11 protein-coding genes are annotated in these 18,179 nt (G+C 76.3%); 6 read left to right on the forward strand and 5 right to left on the reverse strand.

Annotation, left to right across the window (positions count from 1 at the left end):
- Positions 1-5,637 carry an SDR family NAD(P)-dependent oxidoreductase gene (locus tag AC3ERT_RS16600; protein ID WP_435175043.1) on the forward strand — a complete coding sequence of 1,879 codons (5,637 nt, stop codon included), beginning with the start codon at positions 1-3 and terminating at the stop codon, positions 5,635-5,637.
- Between the two features lie 59 nt (positions 5,638-5,696).
- Positions 5,697-6,119 carry a hypothetical protein gene (locus tag AC3ERT_RS16605; RefSeq protein WP_435175045.1) on the forward strand — a complete coding sequence of 141 codons (423 nt, stop codon included), beginning with the start codon at positions 5,697-5,699 and terminating at the stop codon, positions 6,117-6,119.
- Here AC3ERT_RS16605 and AC3ERT_RS16610 read toward each other — a convergent pair.
- Positions 6,116-6,598 (reverse strand): Fic family protein, encoded by a 483-nt coding sequence (locus tag AC3ERT_RS16610; RefSeq protein ID WP_435175047.1) that lies wholly within the window; start codon positions 6,596-6,598, stop codon positions 6,116-6,118. The two genes, AC3ERT_RS16605 and AC3ERT_RS16610, sit on opposite strands and share 4 nt — an antisense overlap.
- 234 nt (positions 6,599-6,832) lie before the next feature.
- Between AC3ERT_RS16610 and AC3ERT_RS16615 the strand changes: the two genes are divergently transcribed.
- Positions 6,833-7,906 carry a BUD32 family EKC/KEOPS complex subunit gene (locus AC3ERT_RS16615; RefSeq protein ID WP_435175049.1) on the forward strand — a complete coding sequence of 358 codons (1,074 nt, stop codon included), beginning with the start codon at positions 6,833-6,835 and terminating at the stop codon, positions 7,904-7,906.
- 99 nt (positions 7,907-8,005) lie between these two features.
- On the opposite strand, the gene AC3ERT_RS16620 is transcribed toward AC3ERT_RS16615, so the two are convergent.
- Genes AC3ERT_RS16620 through AC3ERT_RS16635 form a run of 4 tightly spaced genes read right to left on the reverse strand, consistent with a single transcriptional unit; the run spans position 8,006 to position 12,034 of the window.
- Complete coding sequence (locus AC3ERT_RS16620; protein ID WP_335979236.1) at positions 8,006-9,010, reverse strand: ABC transporter substrate-binding protein; 1,005 nt, start codon at positions 9,008-9,010, stop codon at positions 8,006-8,008.
- A 17-nt stretch (positions 9,011-9,027) separates the two neighbouring features.
- Positions 9,028-9,870, reverse strand: coding sequence for an ABC transporter ATP-binding protein (locus tag AC3ERT_RS16625; RefSeq protein WP_435175051.1), 843 nt, complete (start codon positions 9,868-9,870; stop codon positions 9,028-9,030).
- Entirely contained in the window at positions 9,867-10,967 is a 1,101-nt protein-coding gene (locus AC3ERT_RS16630) for a FecCD family ABC transporter permease (protein WP_435175053.1), read from the reverse strand. Before AC3ERT_RS16630 ends, AC3ERT_RS16625 begins: the two co-directional genes overlap by 4 nt.
- On the reverse strand, positions 10,964-12,034 hold the full coding sequence (locus tag AC3ERT_RS16635) for a FecCD family ABC transporter permease (protein WP_435175055.1): 1,071 nt from the start codon (positions 12,032-12,034) through the stop codon (positions 10,964-10,966). The genes AC3ERT_RS16630 and AC3ERT_RS16635 overlap by 4 nt, the downstream gene beginning before the upstream one ends.
- Before the next feature lie 24 nt (positions 12,035-12,058).
- Between AC3ERT_RS16635 and AC3ERT_RS16640 the strand changes: the two genes are divergently transcribed.
- The 3 genes from AC3ERT_RS16640 to AC3ERT_RS16650 all read left to right on the forward strand — a co-directional run bounded on the left by AC3ERT_RS16640 (position 12,059) and on the right by AC3ERT_RS16650 (position 18,022).
- Positions 12,059-12,868: a siderophore-interacting protein gene (locus AC3ERT_RS16640; RefSeq protein WP_435175057.1), complete on the forward strand. Its 810-nt coding sequence runs from the start codon at positions 12,059-12,061 to the stop codon at positions 12,866-12,868.
- A gap of 242 nt (positions 12,869-13,110) precedes the next feature.
- Positions 13,111-14,811 (forward strand): glycine betaine/L-proline transporter ProP, encoded by a 1,701-nt coding sequence (gene proP, locus AC3ERT_RS16645; RefSeq protein ID WP_335979224.1) that lies wholly within the window; start codon positions 13,111-13,113, stop codon positions 14,809-14,811.
- A gap of 109 nt (positions 14,812-14,920) precedes the next feature.
- On the forward strand, positions 14,921-18,022 hold the full coding sequence (locus AC3ERT_RS16650) for a helix-turn-helix transcriptional regulator (RefSeq protein WP_435175060.1): 3,102 nt from the start codon (positions 14,921-14,923) through the stop codon (positions 18,020-18,022).
- Positions 18,023-18,179: the final 157 nt, after the last annotated feature.

Below are 18,179 nucleotides of genomic sequence, written 5' to 3' on the forward strand. Positions count from 1 at the left end.
ATGCCCACCGAACCCGCACCGTCCGTGCAGGCCGCGCAGCCCGCACACCCCGCGCAGCCCGCGCCCGCCGCGTCCGCCGCCCCGCTGGAGTTCCCCGCCTCCTACGACCAGGAGCGCATGTGGTTCTTCCACCGGCTCGACCCGGGCAACCCCACGTACAACGTGCCGCTGGTGCTGCGGCTGCGCGGCGCCCTCGACGCCGGGCGGCTCGGCCGCGCGCTGCGGCGGGTGGTCGACCGCCACGAGATCCTGCGCACCACCTACGCGGCCGGACCGGACGGCGCCCTGCGCCAGTTCGTGCACGAACGCGTCGACGTCCCCCTGGAGTCGGTGGCCCTGGACGGCCCCGCGCCCGCCGAACCGGTGACGGCCGACCCGGCGGTACGGGCGCACCTGCGCGAGACGGTCCGCGCGCCGTTCGACCTCACCGCACAACCGCCGCTGCGCGCCCGGCTGGTGCGGCTGGCAGGCGATGACCACCTGTTGGTGTGCTGCGTGCACCACATCGCCACCGACGGCTGGTCGCTCGGGCTGCTGGTCACCGAACTCGACGCGTTCTACCGCGCCGACGCGGGCGACGGCTCCGGCTCCGGCTCCGGCTCCGGCTCCCGCGAACTCCCGCCGGGCCTCGCGGAGTTGCCGATCCAGTACGCCGACTATGCCGAGTGGCAGCGCGCGACCCTCACCCCGCAGCCGCTGGCCGACCGCTACGACCACTGGCGCGAGGTCCTCGCGGGCCTGCCGCCGCGGATCGCCCTGCCGACCGACCGGCCGCGCCCCGCGGAGCCGACCTTCCGCGGCGCCCGGGTCGACTTCGACCTGCCCGCCGAGGCCGCGGCCGGCATCCGCGCCCTCGCCCGCCGCCACGGCGCCACCTTGCACATGACGCTGCTCGCGGGCTGGAACGCCCTGCTGCACCGCTACGGCGCCGGTTCGCGGATCGTCGTCGGCACGCTGCTGGCCAACCGGGACAACGCGCAACTCGCGCCGCTCATGGGCCTGTTCGTCAACACCCTCCCGGTGCGGGTGGATGTGGACCCCGCGCAGCCCTTCACCGCGCTGCTGGCGGCCGTACGGGCGGCCGCGCTCGACGTGCAGGCCCACCAGGACACCCCCGTGGACGGGCTGGTGCGCGCGCTCGGCGCCGACCCGGGCGCGGGCGCGGGAGCCGGCGGCAACCCGCTGTTCCAGGTCCTGTTCGCCCTCCAGAACTTCGCCGACCAGCGGCTGCGCCTCGGCGGTCTCGATGTCGAACGCCTCGACGACGAGGAGGAGTCCACCCGGTTCGACCTCGAACTGCACCTGTGGGAGCACCCCGACCACCTGCACGGCTCCCTCGTCTTCGACACCGACCTGTTCGACCCGGCGACCGCCGAGCGGATCACCGGCCACTACCGCCACCTGCTGGCCGCCGCCGTCCGCGACCCCGGTACCCCCGTCGGCCGCCTCCCGCTGCGGTCCGCCGCGCGGGAGCGGGAGTTGGCCGGCGCGATGGCGCGCGGCGGGCTCCTGGTGCGCGACCCGGCCGGGCTCCTGCCGCCCGAGGGCGTGCCCGGCGAGGTCCACAACTCCGGCGGCGAGCCCACCGGGCAGCGCGGTGTCCTCGAACCCGGCGGCACCGTACGGCTGTTGAACGCGGTCGGCTTCGACGGCGTGGTGCCCGCGCGGGTGGACATCGGCGGGCGCCGGGTCGAACCGGCCGCCGTCGAGGAGGAGTTGCTGCGGGCCGCGCCCGCCCTGGCGGACGTGGCGGTCGTGCCGCGGACGAGCGCGGCGGGCCCGCCGGAGCTGCTCGCCTACGTGGTGCCCGCCGGGCCGGTGGACCTCGGCGCGCTGGCCGCGCACCTGCCGGTGCCCGGCTGCGTGCTGCCCGTCGCGCGCCTGCCGCTGACGCCCGACGGCGCCGTGGACGTCCCCGCGCTCCTGCGCCTGCCGGTCGCCGATCCGGCCGAGGCCCACCGCCTCGAAGCCCGCCTCCGCGCCGCCCACCCCGCCGTTCCCCTCGCCGTCCTCCCCACACCCACCGCACCGCCCGCCCTCCCCCGCGTCCCGCGCCCCGAGCCGGCCGCCCCCGTTCCGCAGCCGGCTGCCCCGCCCGCCTCCACTGCCGCGGACGGCTCCCCCGCAGGCCGGCCGCAGGCGCTCGCCGACGGCGGCCCGCCGGTCGCCCCGGTGGACCGTACGCTCGGCGACACGCTGGCGCGGGTGGCCAAGGCGGCGACCGGGGGGATCGTCGTGATCGGGGAGGACGGCGAGGAGACCGGCCTGTCCTACGGCGACTTGCAAGGGCGGGCGCTGCGCGTGCTGGCCGGGCTGCGGGCGCTCGGGGTGGGCCCGGGCGACCGGGTGCTGCTCCAGTTGGAGGAGCACGCCGCTTTCCTGACGGTGCTGTGGGCGTGCCTGTTGGGCGGGCAGGTGGCGGTGCCGCTGGCGGTGCCCGCCGACTACGCCGCCGGTGACGCGGCGTGCGGGCGGCTCAGGGGCGCGTGGGAGGCGCTGGAGCGTCCGTTGGTGGTGGCCGCGGACGCGCGGCTGGCGGAGCTGCGGGCGGCGGGGGCGGACTGGCCCGGTCTGCGGGCCGCGGGGGCGGACGGGTTGTCCGCGCACGAGCCCGCGCGGCCGCGCCCGGCCGACCCGGACGACCCGGTGCTGCTGATGCTGACCTCCGGCAGCACCGGTCGGCCGAAGGCGGTGGTGCTGCGGCACCGCAACGTGCTGGCGCGCAGCGCCGCGACCGCGGCCGCGAACGGGCTCGGCGCGGACGAGGTGTCGGTGAACTGGCTGCCGCTGGACCACGTGGGCGGGGTGGTGATGTTCCACCTGCGGGACACGTATCTCGGCTGCCGCCAGGTGCACGCGCCCGCGCGCTGGGTGCTGCGGGACCCGCTGCGCTGGCTGGAGTTGGCGCACCGGCACCGCGCGAGCGTGACGTGGGCGCCGAACTTCGCGTTCGGGCTGGTCGGCGACCGGGCGGCCGAGCTGCCGGGGCGTGGGGCGGGCTGGGACCTGTCGCGGCTGCGGTTCGTGATGAACGCCGGTGAGGCGATCGTGCCGCGGGTGGCGCGGCGCTGGCTGCGGCTGCTCGCGCCGTTCGGGCTGCCGGGCACCGCGATGCGCCCGGCGTGGGGGATGTCCGAGACGTCGTCCGCGGTGGTGTACTCCGACCGGTTCACGCTCGCCGGGACGTCGGACGACGACGCGTTCGCGGAGGTCGGCGCGCCGCTGCCGGGGACCGCGGTGCGGATCGTGGACGGGCCGCAGCAGGCGCCGCGGGTGCTGGCCGAGGGCGCGGTGGGCCGGCTCCAGGTGCGCGGCACCACCGTGACGACCGGTTACCTGGCGGCGCCGGAGCAGAACGCGGCGGCGTTCACCGGTGACGGCTGGTTCGACACCGGGGACCTGGGCCGGATCGTCGGCGGCCGGCTGACGCTGACCGGCCGGGCGAAGGACGTGGTGATCCTCAACGGCGTCAACCACCACAGCCACGAGATCGAGTCGGCAGTGGAGGAATTGGACTGCGTGGAGCCGTCGTTCACCGCCGCGGTGGCGGTGCGGCCGCCCGGGTCCGGCGGTGACGAGCTGGCGGTGTTCTTCCACCCGCGGGGCGCGGCCGGGCCGGAGGAGGTCGCGCGGCGGGTGCGGCACGCGGTGCTGGACCGGATCGGCGTCAATCCGCGCTTCGTGCTGGCGGTCGCGCGTGCGCAGGTGCCGAAGACGGAGATCGGGAAGATCCAGCGGGCGGCGCTGCGGGCCCGTTTCGAGGCGGGCGCGTTCACCGCGGCGCAGCAGGCGGCCACGCTGCCGGACCACTTCCACCGCCCGGTGTGGGTGCCGCGCGCGCTGCCGCCGCGGCCGTCGGCGCCTGCCCTGGACGGCCCCGTCCTGGTGCTGCCGGACTCCGGCGGCGTCGCCGGGCGCCTGGCGGCGCTGCTGCGGGCCGCGGGGCGCGAGGTGGTGGTGGCCGAGGGGCCCGGCGGCGACGCCCCCGTAGGCCTGCTGCCGGCGGCCGTGGTGGACCTGCGCTGCTACGGCCGGCCGTCGGGCGCTTCCGCGCGGGGCGAGCTGCACGCGCTGCTGGGGCTGATCCGGGGGTGCGGGCCGGCCGGTGCGGTGTACGCGGTGACCAGCGGTGCGGTCGCGGGGCTGCCGCAGGAGGTGCCGGACGTCGAACGGGCGCCGCTGGCCGGACTGTTGGCGACGCTCGGCCAGGAGCTGCCGGGGGCCCGGGTGGTCCAGCTGGATGTGCTGCCGGGTGACGCGGACGAGGTCGCGGCGCTGCTGGCCGCGGAGGTGGGGCGGCTGCCGCGCGAGCGTGCGGTGGCCTACCGCGGGGGCCGGCGGCTGGCCCGGAGGCTGGTGCCCGCGCGGGCGGGGAGCGGGGCCGGACGTGCGCCGTTCCGCGCGGGCGGGCGCTACCTGCTGACGGGCGGCGCGGGCGGCGTCGGGCGGCTGCTGGCAGCGGAGTTGGCCGCGTCGTACGGTGCGCGGGTGCTGTGCCTGGGGCGCGGGCCCCGGCCGCCGGCGCTCGATCCGGCGGCGGAGTACGTCCGCGCGGATGTCACGGACGCCGGGGCCGTGGGCCGGGCCGTACGGGAGGCGGAGGCGCGGTGGGGGGCGCCGCTGGACGGGGTGCTGCACCTGGCGGGCTCCTACCGGGAGGTGCCGCTCGACGCGTGCGCGCCCGCCGATCTCGACGCGGCGCTGGCCGCGAAGGCCGACGGGGCGCGGGTGCTGGCCGAACTGCTGGGCGGGCGGCGGGGGTTGCTGTTCGTCGCGTTCTCCTCGGTGAACGGCCTGTTCGGTGGCGCGTCGGTGGCGGGCTACTCGGCGGCCTCGGCCTACCTGGACGCGCTCGCAGGCGCGCTGCGGGAGCGCGGCCTTGACGCGTACAGCCTGGGGTGGAGCATGTGGGACGAGACCGGGATGAGCGCCGGCCACCCGATGAAGAGCCTGACGCGGGCGCGGGGCTACCGGGTGCTGCCGCCGGACGAGGCGCTGGCCTCGCTCGTGGTGGCGCTCGGCCGCGACGCGCCGCACCAGCTGGTGGGGCTGGACCCGGGCCGCCCGTGGGTGGCCTCCCAACTCGGCGGCGGTTCGGCGGTGTTGACGGAGCTGTCGGTGCACGCCGAGGCGGAGCCCGCGCTCGGTGCGGCGGCGCCCGACCGGTTCGGTACGCCGTCCGCGGCGCCGCGGGTCGTGGTCGGTCCGCTGCCGCTGGACCCGGTCACCGGCGAGGTGGACCGGGAGCGGCTGGCGAAGTCCGGTGCCGCGTCGGCCACGCAGGCGGGCGCGGGGGCAGGTACGGGCACCGGCTCTGCGGACGGCGCTCCGCGCGACGGCCTGGAGTCGGTGATCGCCGCCGTGTGGGCCGAGGTGCTGGGCGTTTCGGGGATCACCCGCGGCGCGAGCTTCTTCGACCTGGGCGGCGGCTCCCTCCAGGCCACCCGCGTCCACGGGCTGCTCCAGGACCGCCTGCACCGCGACATCCCCCTGGTGGAGCTCTTCCGCCGCCCCACCCTCCGCGCCCTCGCCGAAGCCCTCGCCCCCGCTCCCGCCTCCTCCACTCCCCCGCCCGCCCCCGGCACCCGCGGCCGCTCCCGCGCCGCCCGCCGCCTCCGCGCCACCCCCAAGCCCTGACCCCGAGGGAGGGGCCCGGCCGCCCGGGCCCCTCCCGGTCCTGCGCATAGGGTGTCGTCATGCCCCTGAGCCGCATGGTCCTCTCGTCCGGTCGCTCGATCGACCTCACCGAGCTGCGCATGTCCTCGACCTACGCGGGGGTGCTGGAGGGCTACCCGAGCAAACTCTTCAACGACCGTACGGTCAGGCGCCTTCGACGTCGGGCCGAAGCCGCCTTCCCCTCCGCGCCGGTCCACCTCCTGCCGCCCACCCGCAGCTACCCGGACGGTCCCGCCGGCCCCTTCGGCCCGGTCGAGGTCCTGCCCTCCGTCACGTGCATCGGCGTCTTCGACTCGACGGTGGTCTCCCCCGCACTCGACCCGGTCCTGCACCGCTCCACCCTCACCGTGGCCTGGTTCCAGCCGACCCCGTCCCCCGAGCACGCCGATCCCGCCCTCCACACCCTTCCCTGGGACACCCTGGCCGGCGACTACGCGCTCTAGCCGCCCGTGTCCGGCGCCCCGTGAGAACGCTTTCGCTCCGCCGCGGTGGTCAGGATGCCGAGCAGCACCGCGAGATCGGCCGCTCCCTCGGCGTCGTCGGCCCAGCGCATGACCGCCACCGGACGAGCATCCCGGAGGAAGACACCTTCCCGTGCCAGGAGGAACGCCAACGCCAGCATGGCGGCACGGGCGTTGCCGTCCTCGAACGGATGGAAGAAGAGGACGTCGAGGTAGGCACGGGCCGCGCGTGCGGGCAGCGGCAGATCCGCGTGCGTGCTCTCGGACAGGCAGCGCTCGAAGCGCGTCCGTGTGCCGGGGGCGAGGCCGTAGCGCTCCTGCCCGCCCTTCGCGGAGGCGGGTGCCGGACGGAACCCGACAGACTGACGGCCCAGCACGGTCCGCTGCCACCCCGCCAGGAGCGCGAAGCTCAGCGGAACGCCCTGCCGCGCGTCGGCGAAAGCCGCGTCAAGGGCTGCCATGACCCGTGCGGCCCCCTCGGCGTCGCGTCGGCCCCGCCCGCGTCGGCCGCGGAGGCGGGCAGGGGGCGGGCGCTGGTGTCGGCTCGGCGGACGGCGCTCCGCGCGAGGGCCCGGAGTCGGTGATCGCCCGGGCCCGTCGGCTCTTCGACCGACCGACCGACCAACTGACCGGTCAAGTCCGCCGTTCTGCCATGATCGGTCGCGGTCGGTCGGGGTGTCGGTCGGGAGGTGCTCATGGGTGGGTCCGGGTCAGGGCGGTCCGCGCGGGTGGCCGCCTACGCGGAGGTGGGTGCGCGGCTGTCGCTGTGGAGCGACCGGCGGCTGGGGGAGGCGGTGGCCGCCGCGCCGGGCCTGGGTTCCGGCATCGGCGGCAGGTCGGCGGAGATGGAGGTGGAGGGGAGGCGGGTCTTCGTCAAGCGGGTCCCGTTGACGGACCTCGAGTTGCGGCCGGCGCATGTGCGGTCCACCGCCAACGTGTTCGGTCTTCCGCTCTTCTACCAGTACGGCGTCGGGTCGGCCGGTTTCGGCGCCTGGCGCGAGCTGGCGACGCACATCATGACGACCGGTTGGGTGCTGGGGGACGCGTACGCGGGGTTCCCGCTGCTGTATCACTGGCGGGTGCTGCCGGACGCTCCCCCCACCGGCTTCGCCGACGAGTTCGGGGGCGTGGCGGGGGCGGTGGCGCACTGGGACGGCTCGCCGGCGGTGCGCCACCGCCTGGAAGCGATCGGGCGGTCGTCCGCCAGCCTGGTGCTCTTCCTGGAGCATGTGCCGAGGACGCTGGGCGCGTGGCTGGGCGAGGCACGGGCCGGGCAGGAGAAGGAGGTCCGCTCGCCCTACCTGTGGGTGGAGGAGGAACTGCGCCGGGGAACGGAGTTCATGAGCGCGCGCGGGCTGGTCCACTTCGACGCGCACTTCTCCAACCTGCTCACCGACGGCCGGCGGGTCTACTTCGCCGACTTCGGGCTGGCCTTGAGCCGCGACTTCGAACTGTCGGCGGAGGAGCACGCCTTCCTCGCCGACCACCTCGTCTACGACCGCAGCTACGCACCGGGCCACCTGCTGCGCCATCACCTGCCCGACGGCGTGCGCGGCGGCGCCGACCACGGCGCCTTCCTGCGCGCATGGGTCGCGGGCCGCCGGCCACCCGGTGTGCCGGCCGACCTCGGCGCGGTCATCAGCCGCCACGCCCGGCACGCGATCGTCCTGGACGACTTCCACCGCCGCCTGATCGCGCAGAGCAAAGCCACCCCCTTCCCCGCAGCCGAGGTCCGGCGCGCCATGGGCGACGTACCGTCGGCACGCTGAGGAGGCGCCCCGCCCACACCGACCGCCCGAGCCAGGCTGTCGGGCCGTCGGTCCGTCGGTCCGTCGGTCCGTCGGTCCGTCGGTCCGGCCGCCTAACGGTCAGCCGGTGACCGGCTTCGCGGCGTCGATCCACCCGGCGAGCTGGTTCATGTAGCCCGCCTGGGAGACGTAGTCGAGCGTCGCCGACAGCCACGGGTGGACCTGGCCCGCGGCCAGCGCCGGGCTCTGCTTGACGGTCGGCTGCTTGGCCAACTGGGCCCGGTCGTAGCCGTCCTGCTCCAGCAGCCAGAGGTCGCCGCCGACCTGGCCGGCGTTCTCCCAGCTGTAGTCGGCCCAGTAGAAGCCCTCGGGCTCGGGCGCGAAGAACTTCACGCCGAGGTCGGAGTAGAGCCGCAGCGCCGGGTCGTCCTGGTACTTGGCGGCGTTGATGCCGTCGCTGTCGGCGTAGATCGCCGCGACGGTGACCGGGTGCGCCGCGGCGGCCTTCCGCAGCCGGTCCGAGGCCGCGTCATAGGTGGCCTTGGCCTTGGCGACCGTCGCGGCGTCGGCGCCGAGCGCGGTGGCGAGCTTGGTGGTGTGCGCCACGACGTCGGCGCCGTCGCCGCCGATCAGGATCGTGATGACAGGGGCGATCGCCTCGACCTGCTTCTGCTGGGCGAGGTCCTTGAAGCCGTAGTCGGGCTGGGTGGTGTCGATCGTGCCCTTCTCGTCGGTCGGGTATGCCTCGGAGACGATGACGTCGGGGCGGGCCGCCGCGAGCTTCTCGACGTCGATCTCGCCGGCGACCGAGCCGACCTGCTGGACGCCGGAGGTGTCGAGCCCGTCGAAGCGGGCGTCGGCCTTGAACGTGGCGTAGCCCCAGGCGGCGACGGGCTCGATGCCGTAGTGCATGAGGGGGACGATCTCGTCGTTCATGCCCGCCACGCGCTGCGGCGCGTGGTCGAGGGTGACGGTCTTGCCGAGGTCGTCGGTGAAGGTCCAGCGCTGGGAGGACGCCGACGCGGCGCTGTCCGCGCCGGAGTTCGACGAGGAGCAGGCGGCCAGAGCGGCGATCAGAGCCAGGGCGAGGAGCGGGAGCAGGCGGAGGCGTGGAAGGTTCGACATAGTGAGCTTAGGTTAGCCTAACCTTCCTCGTCCTCCTCCGGCAGCACCAGCGGAGTGCCGGTCACCGGGTCGGGCACCACCCGCGCGCGCAGCCCGAACGCCCGCCGCAGCAGCTCCGGTCGCAGCACCTCGGCCGGCTTCCCGTCGGCGAGCACGCCCCCCTCGCCGAGGGCCACCAGCCGGTCGGAGTAGCGGGCCGCCAGCCCCAGGTCGTGCAGCACCATCACGACGGTGGTGCCCGACACGCGGTTGGTCCGCCGCACCAGCCGCAGCACCTCCAGCTGGTGCGCGAGGTCGAGGTAGGTCGTCGGCTCGTCCAGCAGCAGGGTCGGCGCCTCCTGCGCGAGCACCAGGGCGATCCAGGCGCGCTGCCGCTGACCGCCCGACAGCTCCGTCACCGCCCGGTCGGACACCTCGGCGAGCCCGGTGTCGGACAGTACCCGCGTCACCACCGCGTCGTCCGCGGGCGTCCACGGCCGGGCCCAGCTCTGGTGCGGGTTGCGGCCGCGCATCACCAGGTCCCGTACGCTCGTGCCGGCCGGGGCCACCGGGCTCTGCGGCAGGATCGCCAACCGGCTCGCCACCGCGCGCGAGCGGTACGTGCGCAGGGGCTCGCCGTCCAGCAGGATCGTGCCCGTGCGCGGGGCCAGCAGCCGCCCGAACGCCTTGAGCAGGGTGGACTTGCCGCAGCCGTTCGCCCCGACCAGCGTGGTGACGGTGCCGGCCTCGATGTCCAGGTCCACGCCCTGGAGCACGGTGCGCCCGTCGTAGCCCAGGCACACACCGCGGGCCTGGAGCACGGGTACGGCGCCGCCGGCCCCGGATACGGGTACGGACTCGGGTACGGGTGCGGCGGTCATGCCGTCATCTCCTTGCGGTGTCTGACCAGCAGCCAGATCAGGTACGGCGCGCCGACCACGGTCGTGACGATCCCGACCGGCACGTCCCACGGGAAGACCGTGCGCGCGAGCGTGTCGGCCAGCAGCACCAGGCAGGCGCCGGTCAGCCCGGACAGCAGCAGCGGCGGGCGCGCGGTCCCGGCCGCGCGCACCGCGATCTGGGGCGCCACGAACGCGACGAACCCCACCGGGCCGGCCGCCGCGACCGCGGCCGCCGTGAGCAGCACGGTCAGGCCGACCACGACCGCGCGGTGCAGTTGGACCGGCAGTCCGACGCCCCGCGCGATGCCGTCCCCCAGGTGCGAGACGGCCAGCGCGGCCGACCCGGCGAGCGCGAGCGGCACCAGCACGGCCACCGCGGCCAGCAGCGGCCGCACCCCGTCCCACGACGCGCCGGACAGCGAGCCGACCAGCCACTGCGAGGCGGCCGTCGCCTGGGTGACGCGGGCGCGCACCAGCAGATAGCTGGTGCCGGCGTCGAGCATCGCCGCCACCCCGATGCCCACCAGCACCAGGCGGTAGCCCTCCACACCGCCGCCGCGCCACCCCAGTCCGTACACCACGGCCGCGGCCGCGACCGCGCCCAGCGCCGCGGTGGCCGGCATGCCCGCGCCCAGCAGCGTCCCGCCGACGCTCTCCCCGCCGCCGCCGAGCACCACGGCCGCGACCGCGCCCAGCGACGCCCCCGACGACACCCCGACCACGTCGGGCGTGGCCAGCGGGTTGCGTGTGACCGTCTGCATCAACGCCCCTGCCACGCCCAGCGCCAGGCCCACCAGCGCGCCGGTGAGCACCCGCGGCAGCCGCAGGGTGACCACGATGAGCCGGTCGAAGCTGTCGCCCCGCCCGGTCAGCGTCCGCAGGATGTCGGGCACCGACACCTGCGCCCCGCCGACCGCGATCGCGGTCACCACCAGCGCGAGGGCGAGCAGCGCGGCCGCGGCCGTGGCCGCCAGCACCCGCGGCCGCCACGCGAACCCGAACGGCCCGACCAGTACGCCGTGCCGCCCCGCGGCCCCGGCAACTCCCGCGGGCGCGGCGGGCTGTACGGCGGTCACAGGCTGACCAGCGAGCGGCGGCGGGCGACCACGACGAAGAACGGCCCGCCGACGACGGCGAGCATGATGCCGACCTGGACCTCGGAGGCGCCGCCGATCTCGCGGCCGGCGATGTCCGCGACCAGGACGACCAGACAGCCGACGAGGGCCGCGGCGGGCAGCAGCAGCCGGTGTCCGGCGCCGACCAGCGCGCGGGCCAGGTGCGGAACGACCAGGCCGACGAAGGCGATCGGGCCGGCGGCGGCCGTGGCGGCCGCGGTGAGCAGGGTGATCGCGGCCAGGCCGGTGCCGCGGGCGACGAGCAGGTTCTCGCCGAGGCCGCGCGCGAGGTCCTCCCCCAGGGCGAGGTTGTCCAGGGCACGGGTGTTGAGCGCGGCGAGCAGCAGCCCGGCGGCGGCGAAGGGCAGCGTGGCCCACACGTCGTGGAGTTGGCGGCCGGACAGCGAGCCGACCACCCACAGCTGGTAGGCGCGCAGGCTGTCGCGGTCGGCGAGGGTCAGGAAGGACGTGATCGCGCCGAGCAGCGCGGAGACCGCGGTGCCGGCGATGGCCAGCGGCACCGGGTTCGCGGTGGCGCTGCCGGCGACGGTGATCGCGAAGGCGGCCAGGCTCGCCAGGAGGGCGCCGGCCAGCGCCAGGCCCACCGACGCGGCCGGGCCGGACAGGCCCAGCACCACGATGCCGAGGACGACGGCGAGCCCGGCGCCGGCCGAGACGCCGAACAGGCCGGGGTCGGCCAGGGGGTTGCGGGTGTGGCCCTGCATGACGCTGCCCGCCACGCCCAGGCAGACCCCGGCGATCAGGCCGATGACCGTACGCGGCACCCGCGAGCCGTAGACGACGGCGGCGTCGGTGCCGGAGCCGGGGTGGAGCAGTCCGTGCAGCACTGCTGCGGGGGTGAGCGGATTGCTGCCCAGCAGAAGGCTCGCGACGCACACGGCGGCCACGGCCACGGCCAGCGCGCCGAGGGATCTCCCACCGGCGGCACGGAACCGGGACAGGGACGGGGACGGGAACGGCCGGCGGGTCCGCTGCGGCGGCTCGGCCGGCTCCGTAGCTACGATCACGAAAGTTAGCTTAGCCTTACCTTCATGAGCACTCGCGCACGCACCCTCACCCGTGAATCCCAGCTGTTCCGTGCCTCGGTCGTGTCGACCACGCGCCTGACCCCGAACATGCAGCGCGTGACCGTACGCGGCGACGAGCTGCGGGGCTTCCCCTGGCGCGGCTACGACCACTGGTTCCGGCTGTTCCTGCGCCACCCGCACCAGGAGCGCTTCCACGTGCCGGAGGCGGGCGGCGAGAAGTGGTGGCAGCCCTACCTCGCCATGCCCGACGAGGTGCGGCCGCACTGCGCCAACTACACGGTCGCCGACTTCCGCGCCGAGGACGGCGAGTTGGACATCGACGTGGTGGTGCACCGCGGCCCGGACGGCGAGTTGGCCGGCACCGTCGCCATCTGGGCCTGCTCGACCGGGCACGGCGAAGAGCTCGCACTGATCGACCAGGGCATCCTGTTCGACCCGCCCGCCGACGCCTCCAGCGTGCTGCTGGTCGCCGACGAGTCCGGCCTGCCCGCGGTCGCCGGCATCCTGCGCTCGCTGGCGCCCGACACCGTCGGCCGGGTCTTCCAGGAGGTGCCCACCGACGGCGACCGCCGCACCCTGGCCGGCCCGCCCGGCGTACGCGTCGAGTGGATACCGCGCACCGACCCGGGCACCGCGCCCGGCAGCGCCGCGCTGGCCGCCCTGCGCGCCCACCGGGACATCGACCCGGACGGGTACGCCTTCGTCGTCGGCGAGCAGACGCTCGCCACCGAAGGCCGCCGCCACCTGCACCGCGCGGGCATGCCGAAGGACCGCATCACCTTCTCCGGCTTCTGGAAGGCCGAGCAGCACTGAGGCCCGCGGGAGCGCCGCCGCGCACGGTCGGCTCCTGGACGACCGGACGACACGAGCGGGCGGCGGGCCCGCGGCGGGCCCGGCCGCTGACCGTTCGGCCCTCCTCTCCTGGGGTGAACGGCGGTTGCGCCTGAGCCGGTGCGGGCGGCCGGGCCGATAGGAAGGAACAGGGCACGACCTGGCGCGACGGACGCCCGCGCCGGCCCCCGACCCGGGCCGACCGCCCGGAGAAGGGCGACGGTATGGACGCGCGCCGAAGGCGACCGGGCGGACCCGAACGGGCCCGGCGGCAGGAACGCAGGCAGCGGCAGCAGCAGCGCCAGCGCGAGCGGCGCCGCGAGCAGGCCCGCCCGGCAGGCGGCGAACGGGACTTGGAGACCTCCCGCGAGCGCGCCCGGGAGCGGGCACAGAGCAACCCGGAGAAACGGTCCGCCCAGCGGGTCGACCAGCTCTACCGCACGCTGCTGCGCCGCCGCAAGCACCCGCTGAGCCCCTCGGACGTGGCCGTCGCGGACCTGCCGAAGGTGCGGCTGGCGGTGACCGCGGCCGCGCTCGGCAACACCATGGAGTGGTTCGACTTCGGCGTCTACGCCTACCTCGCCGACACGCTCGGCAAGGTGTTCTTCCCCGCCAGCAGCCCCGGGACGCAGGTGGTGTCCACCTTCGCCACCTTCGCCGCCGCCTTCCTCGTCCGGCCGCTGGGCGGGCTGGTGTTCGGCCCGCTCGGCGACCGGATCGGACGGCAGCGGGTACTGGCGATCACCATGATCATGATGGCCGCGAGCACCTTCGCGGTCGGCGTGCTGCCCAGCTACTCCTCCGCCGGGCTGCTGGCGCCGCTGCTCCTGCTGGTGTGCCGGCTGGTGCAGGGCTTCTCCACCGGCGGCGAGTACGCGGGCGCGACCACGTACATCGCCGAGTACGCGCCCGACAAGCGCCGCGGTTTCCTCGGCAGTTGGCTCGACTTCGGCACCTTCATCGGCTACTCGCTCGGCTCGGGCCTGGTCACGGTGCTGACGCTCACCGCGGGGTCGGACGGCCTGGAGCACTGGGCGTGGCGGATTCCGTTCTGGGTCGCCGGGCCGCTGGGCGTGACCGGCCTGTACATGCGGCTGAAGCTGGAGGACACGCCCGCGTTCAAGGAGGAGGTCGAGCAGGCGGCGCACGCGGCGCCGGGCGAGGACAGCCCGGTGGAGCAGGCGCGGCAGTCCGGCGGCGGACGGCTGAAGGAGATCTTCACCGACCACTGGCAGGCGGTGCTGATCTGCATGGGGCTGGTGCTGCTGTACAACGTCACCAACTACATGGTCACCTCCTACCTGCCGACGTACATGACCTCCACCCTCGACTTCGGGTCCACCACCGCGCAGTTGATGGTGCTGGCCACGATGCTGCTGGTGGTCCTGACGATCACCGCGGTCGGCCGCGGCTCGGACCGCTGGGGGCGCAGGCCGCTGTTCATGACCGGCAGCATCGCGCTGGTCGCCCTGTCGGCGCCGGCGTTCCTGCTGATCCGGCAGGGCGGGATCGCGCTGCCGGCGGTCGGCTGCGCGGTGCTCGGCCTGCTGCTGGTGACCTTCGCGGGCACCTCCGCGGCCACGCTGCCCGCCCTGTTCCCGACCCGCATGCGCTACGGCGCGCTGTCCATCGCGTTCAACATCTCCGTCTCGCTCTTCGGCGGCACCACCCCGCTGTTCGCCTCCGCGCTGGTCGAGGCGACCGGCGACAACATGATCCCGGCGTACTACCTGATGGTCGCCGGGGTGATCGGCTTCGTCTCCACGCTGTTCCTGCGCGAGACCGCGGGCAAGCCGCTGCCGGGCTCGCGGGCGATGGCCGAGACCCCCGGGCAGGCCCGGCGGCTGGTGGCACGCAGCCGTACGGCCGCGGGGCGGCAGGCGCGGGACATGTGGATCAGGCTCCGCGGCCGCGGCCGCGGCTGAGCGCCGGGCCTGCCCTGCTGGCGCGGGTGCGCGCCGGTGCACGAGAATCGGCCGGTCGGTCGAGGCAGCGGGGAGCGGGGAGCGGCGGGGGGACAGGAGGCGGGTGGGCGTGGGGGCGGACGCGGGCGCAGGCGCGGGGGTGGGCGTGGAGACGCCCGGGGAGCCGGCCGTACCCGGGGAGCAGGGCGGGGGCCTGCGGCGGCCCCGGTTCGTCGGGCGCGCGGCCGAACTCGCGCAGCTCACCGAGGCGTTGGCGCACCCGCCCGCGTTCGTCGTGGTCGAGGGCGAGGCGGGCATCGGCAAGAGCCGCCTGGTACGGGAGGCGGTACGGGCGGCCGGTGCCGAGACGGAGTGCGGCCGGGCCCCGATCGGCACGCTGTACGTGCGGTGCCCGCCGTACGCCGGGCATTTCACGCTGGCGCCGGTGGTGGACGCCCTGCGGCAGGCCGCGCCCGGTGTCCGCGGCGCAGGACTGTCCGCGGTGGGGGCGGCGCTGCGGCCGCTGTTCCCGGAGTGGGCGCGTGATCTGCCGCCCGTGCCGCCCGGCCTGGTGGACCCCGGCGCCGCGGCGCACCAGCGGCTGCGGGCGCTCGCGGAGCTGCTGGACCGGCTGGAGGTGCGGACGCTGGTGGTGCAGGACGCGCACCGGGCCGATGCGGGCACGCTGGACTTCCTGGTGCACCTCCTGGCGGCCCGGCCGCGGCGGGTGAGTGTGGTGCTGACCTGGTGCCCGGGCGAAGTGCCCGCGGCTTCGCCGCTGTTGCGGCTGACCGCCCGCCCGCCGGAGGACGGGGGCCGGGCCCGGGTCGTACTCGGCGGCCTGCCGGAGGCGGACGCCGCCGCGCTGGTGTCCTCGATGCTCGGCGGGGAGCGGGTGTCGCCCGGTCTCGCGCGGGCCCTGTACGGCTGGACCGAGGGGGTGCCGCTGGCGCTGGCGGAGTGCGTGCGGCTGCTGCGCGAACGGCGCGACCTGGTGCTGCGCGGCGGGCAGTGGGCGCGCCGCGGCCGCCGCGAGATCGAGGTGCCGGCCGCGATCGGTGACGCGGTGCGCGAGCGCGCCGCCCGGCTGGACGCGGACGCGCGGCGGGTGCTGCTGGCGGCGGCCGTCCTGGGTGAACCGGCCGACGCGCAGGTCCTGGCCGCCGTCAGCGGGCTGCCCGCGGCGGACTGGCCCGCGGCGGTCGGCCGAGCCCTGGCCGCCGGGCTCCTCGACGACGCCTTCCCCGCCGCTGCCGGCGGCGTCGGCGCCGCGCCGCACCAGGCCGGCCCGCCCCTGATCGGCTTCCGGCACGCCCTGGCGGCCAGGGCCGTCTACGCGCAAGCGACCGCCCCCGAGCGCGGCGCCGCGCACCGCAGGGCCGCCGAGGCCCTGGCGGCCACCGCGCCGCGCCCGCTGACCGGTATCGCCCGCCACTTCGAGCTGGCCGGGGACGTCGAGCGCTGGGCTGCGTACGCCCGGCAGGCCGCCGACGCCGCGCTGGCCGCGGGCGACCACGCCGCCGCCGTCACCCTGCTGCACGCCCTGATCACCCATCCCGCGCTGCCCGTCACCGACCTGGCCGCGCTCACCGCGAAGCTGCCGCTCCAGACCGCGACGGGGGCGACCGAGCGCGGCGGGATCGTCCGGACGCTGCGCGCGGCGCTGGCCGCGGGGTCCGGGGGCGGGCAGCTCGTGCCGCGCGAGCGGGCGGCGATCCGCGCGCAGCTCGGCCGGCTGCTGCTGGACGTCGGCGAACACGCCCAGGGCGCGGCCGAGTTCGAGCTCGCCATCCCCGACCTCGCCGAGGGCGGCTACGCGGTGGCGTACGGGATGACGATGCTCGGTATCCCGCTGCACGCGTCGTGGCCGGTCTCCACCCATCTGCGGTGGCTCAGGCGCGCCCAGTCCGTCGCGGCGCTCGGCGCGGTCACGGCGGACCAGCAGCGCGTCCTGCACGTCAACCACGTGACCGCGCTGCTCAACCTCGGCGAGCAGAGCGGCTGGGAGCTGGCGCAGCAGCACGACGGCGACGAGTCGACGCCGCAGGCCGCCCGGCAGCACGCCCGCCTCCATCTCAACGCCGGCAGCCAGGGCCTGTACTGGGGGCTGTACGAGCAGGCCCGGCAGCATCTGGACCTCGCGGTCGACTGCGCCGAGCGGCACGGCTACCAGGGCCTGCACGACATGGCCGCCGCCACCAGGGACCATCTGGACTGGCGCACCGGGGCCTGGGAGGGCCTGGACCGGCGGCTGTCGCAGTGGGCGGCGGTGGGCGAGCCGATGATCCGGATCGACGCGCAGCTGGTCGGCGCGATGCTGCGGGCGGCCCGCTCGGGGCCGGACGCCGAGAGCGTCCGGGCGCTGCGTTCGCTGCTGGCGGAGAGCCGGCAGCGCGGCGCGGCCGAGACGGTCGCCGAGGCGGCCGGGGCGCTGGCCCGGCTCACCGCCGATCCGGCGCAGGTGCTGGCCGTCACCGGTGAGCCGGTGCGGCGGATGACCCGCAAGGGGCTGTGGCTGTGGGCCGCGGACCTGCTCCCGCCGCACCTCGGGGCGCTGCTGGCCACCGGCCGCCGCGCGGAGGCCGAGGCGCTGGCCGAGGCGTTCGCGCAGGGCGCCGCCGGGCGGTCGGTGCCGGTGCTGACCGCGGCGCTGGCCTGCTGCCGGGCGCTGCTCGCCGAGCCGCCCGACCTGTCCGGCGCGCCCGAGCGCGCCGCGGGGTCGGCCGCGAGCTGGCGGGCGGCGGCCGAAGCGTGGCAGGCGCTGCCGCGCCCCTATGACGCGGCGCAGGCCCGCGAGCGCGCCGCCCGCTGGCTGCTCGCCGCGGGGCAGCCGGGCGCCGCGGTGCGTGAACTGCACACCGTGGCAGAGGAGTTCGGCGCGCTCGGTGCGCGCCATGACGCGGCGCGGGTGGCGCGCACGCTGGCCGCGTCCGGGGCCGCGTCCGGGGCCGCGTCCGGGGCCGCGTCCGGCGAGCGGAGTGCGAAACGGCGTACCGGGCGCCGCGGTTACGGCGGTCTGCTGTCGCCGCGCGAGCAGGAGGTGGTCCGGCTGGTCGTGCGCGGGCTCACCAACCGGCAGATCGCGCAGGCCCTTTCGCGATCGCCGAAGACGATCGCCGCGCAGGTGAACTCCGCGATGCGCAAGTACGGCGTGACCACGCGCACGGCCCTCGCGGTGCGGTCGACGGGGAAGGCCGCGGCGGCCGGGCCGCCCGGCGCGGACCCCGCCTGAGTCGCGCCCCGCCCGCACCCCGGTTCGACAGCGGTCAACGGGCCTGCGGGAGCGTCGCGTTGAGGAGATCACCGGCCCGTCCCGCAGGCGTCACCCGGGCACCACCGTTAGGTCGGATGACCTAAACAACGGCCGCGCCGGGAGCCGGTGCGTTGAC

This window comes from Actinacidiphila sp. bgisy145, assembly GCF_057708125.1.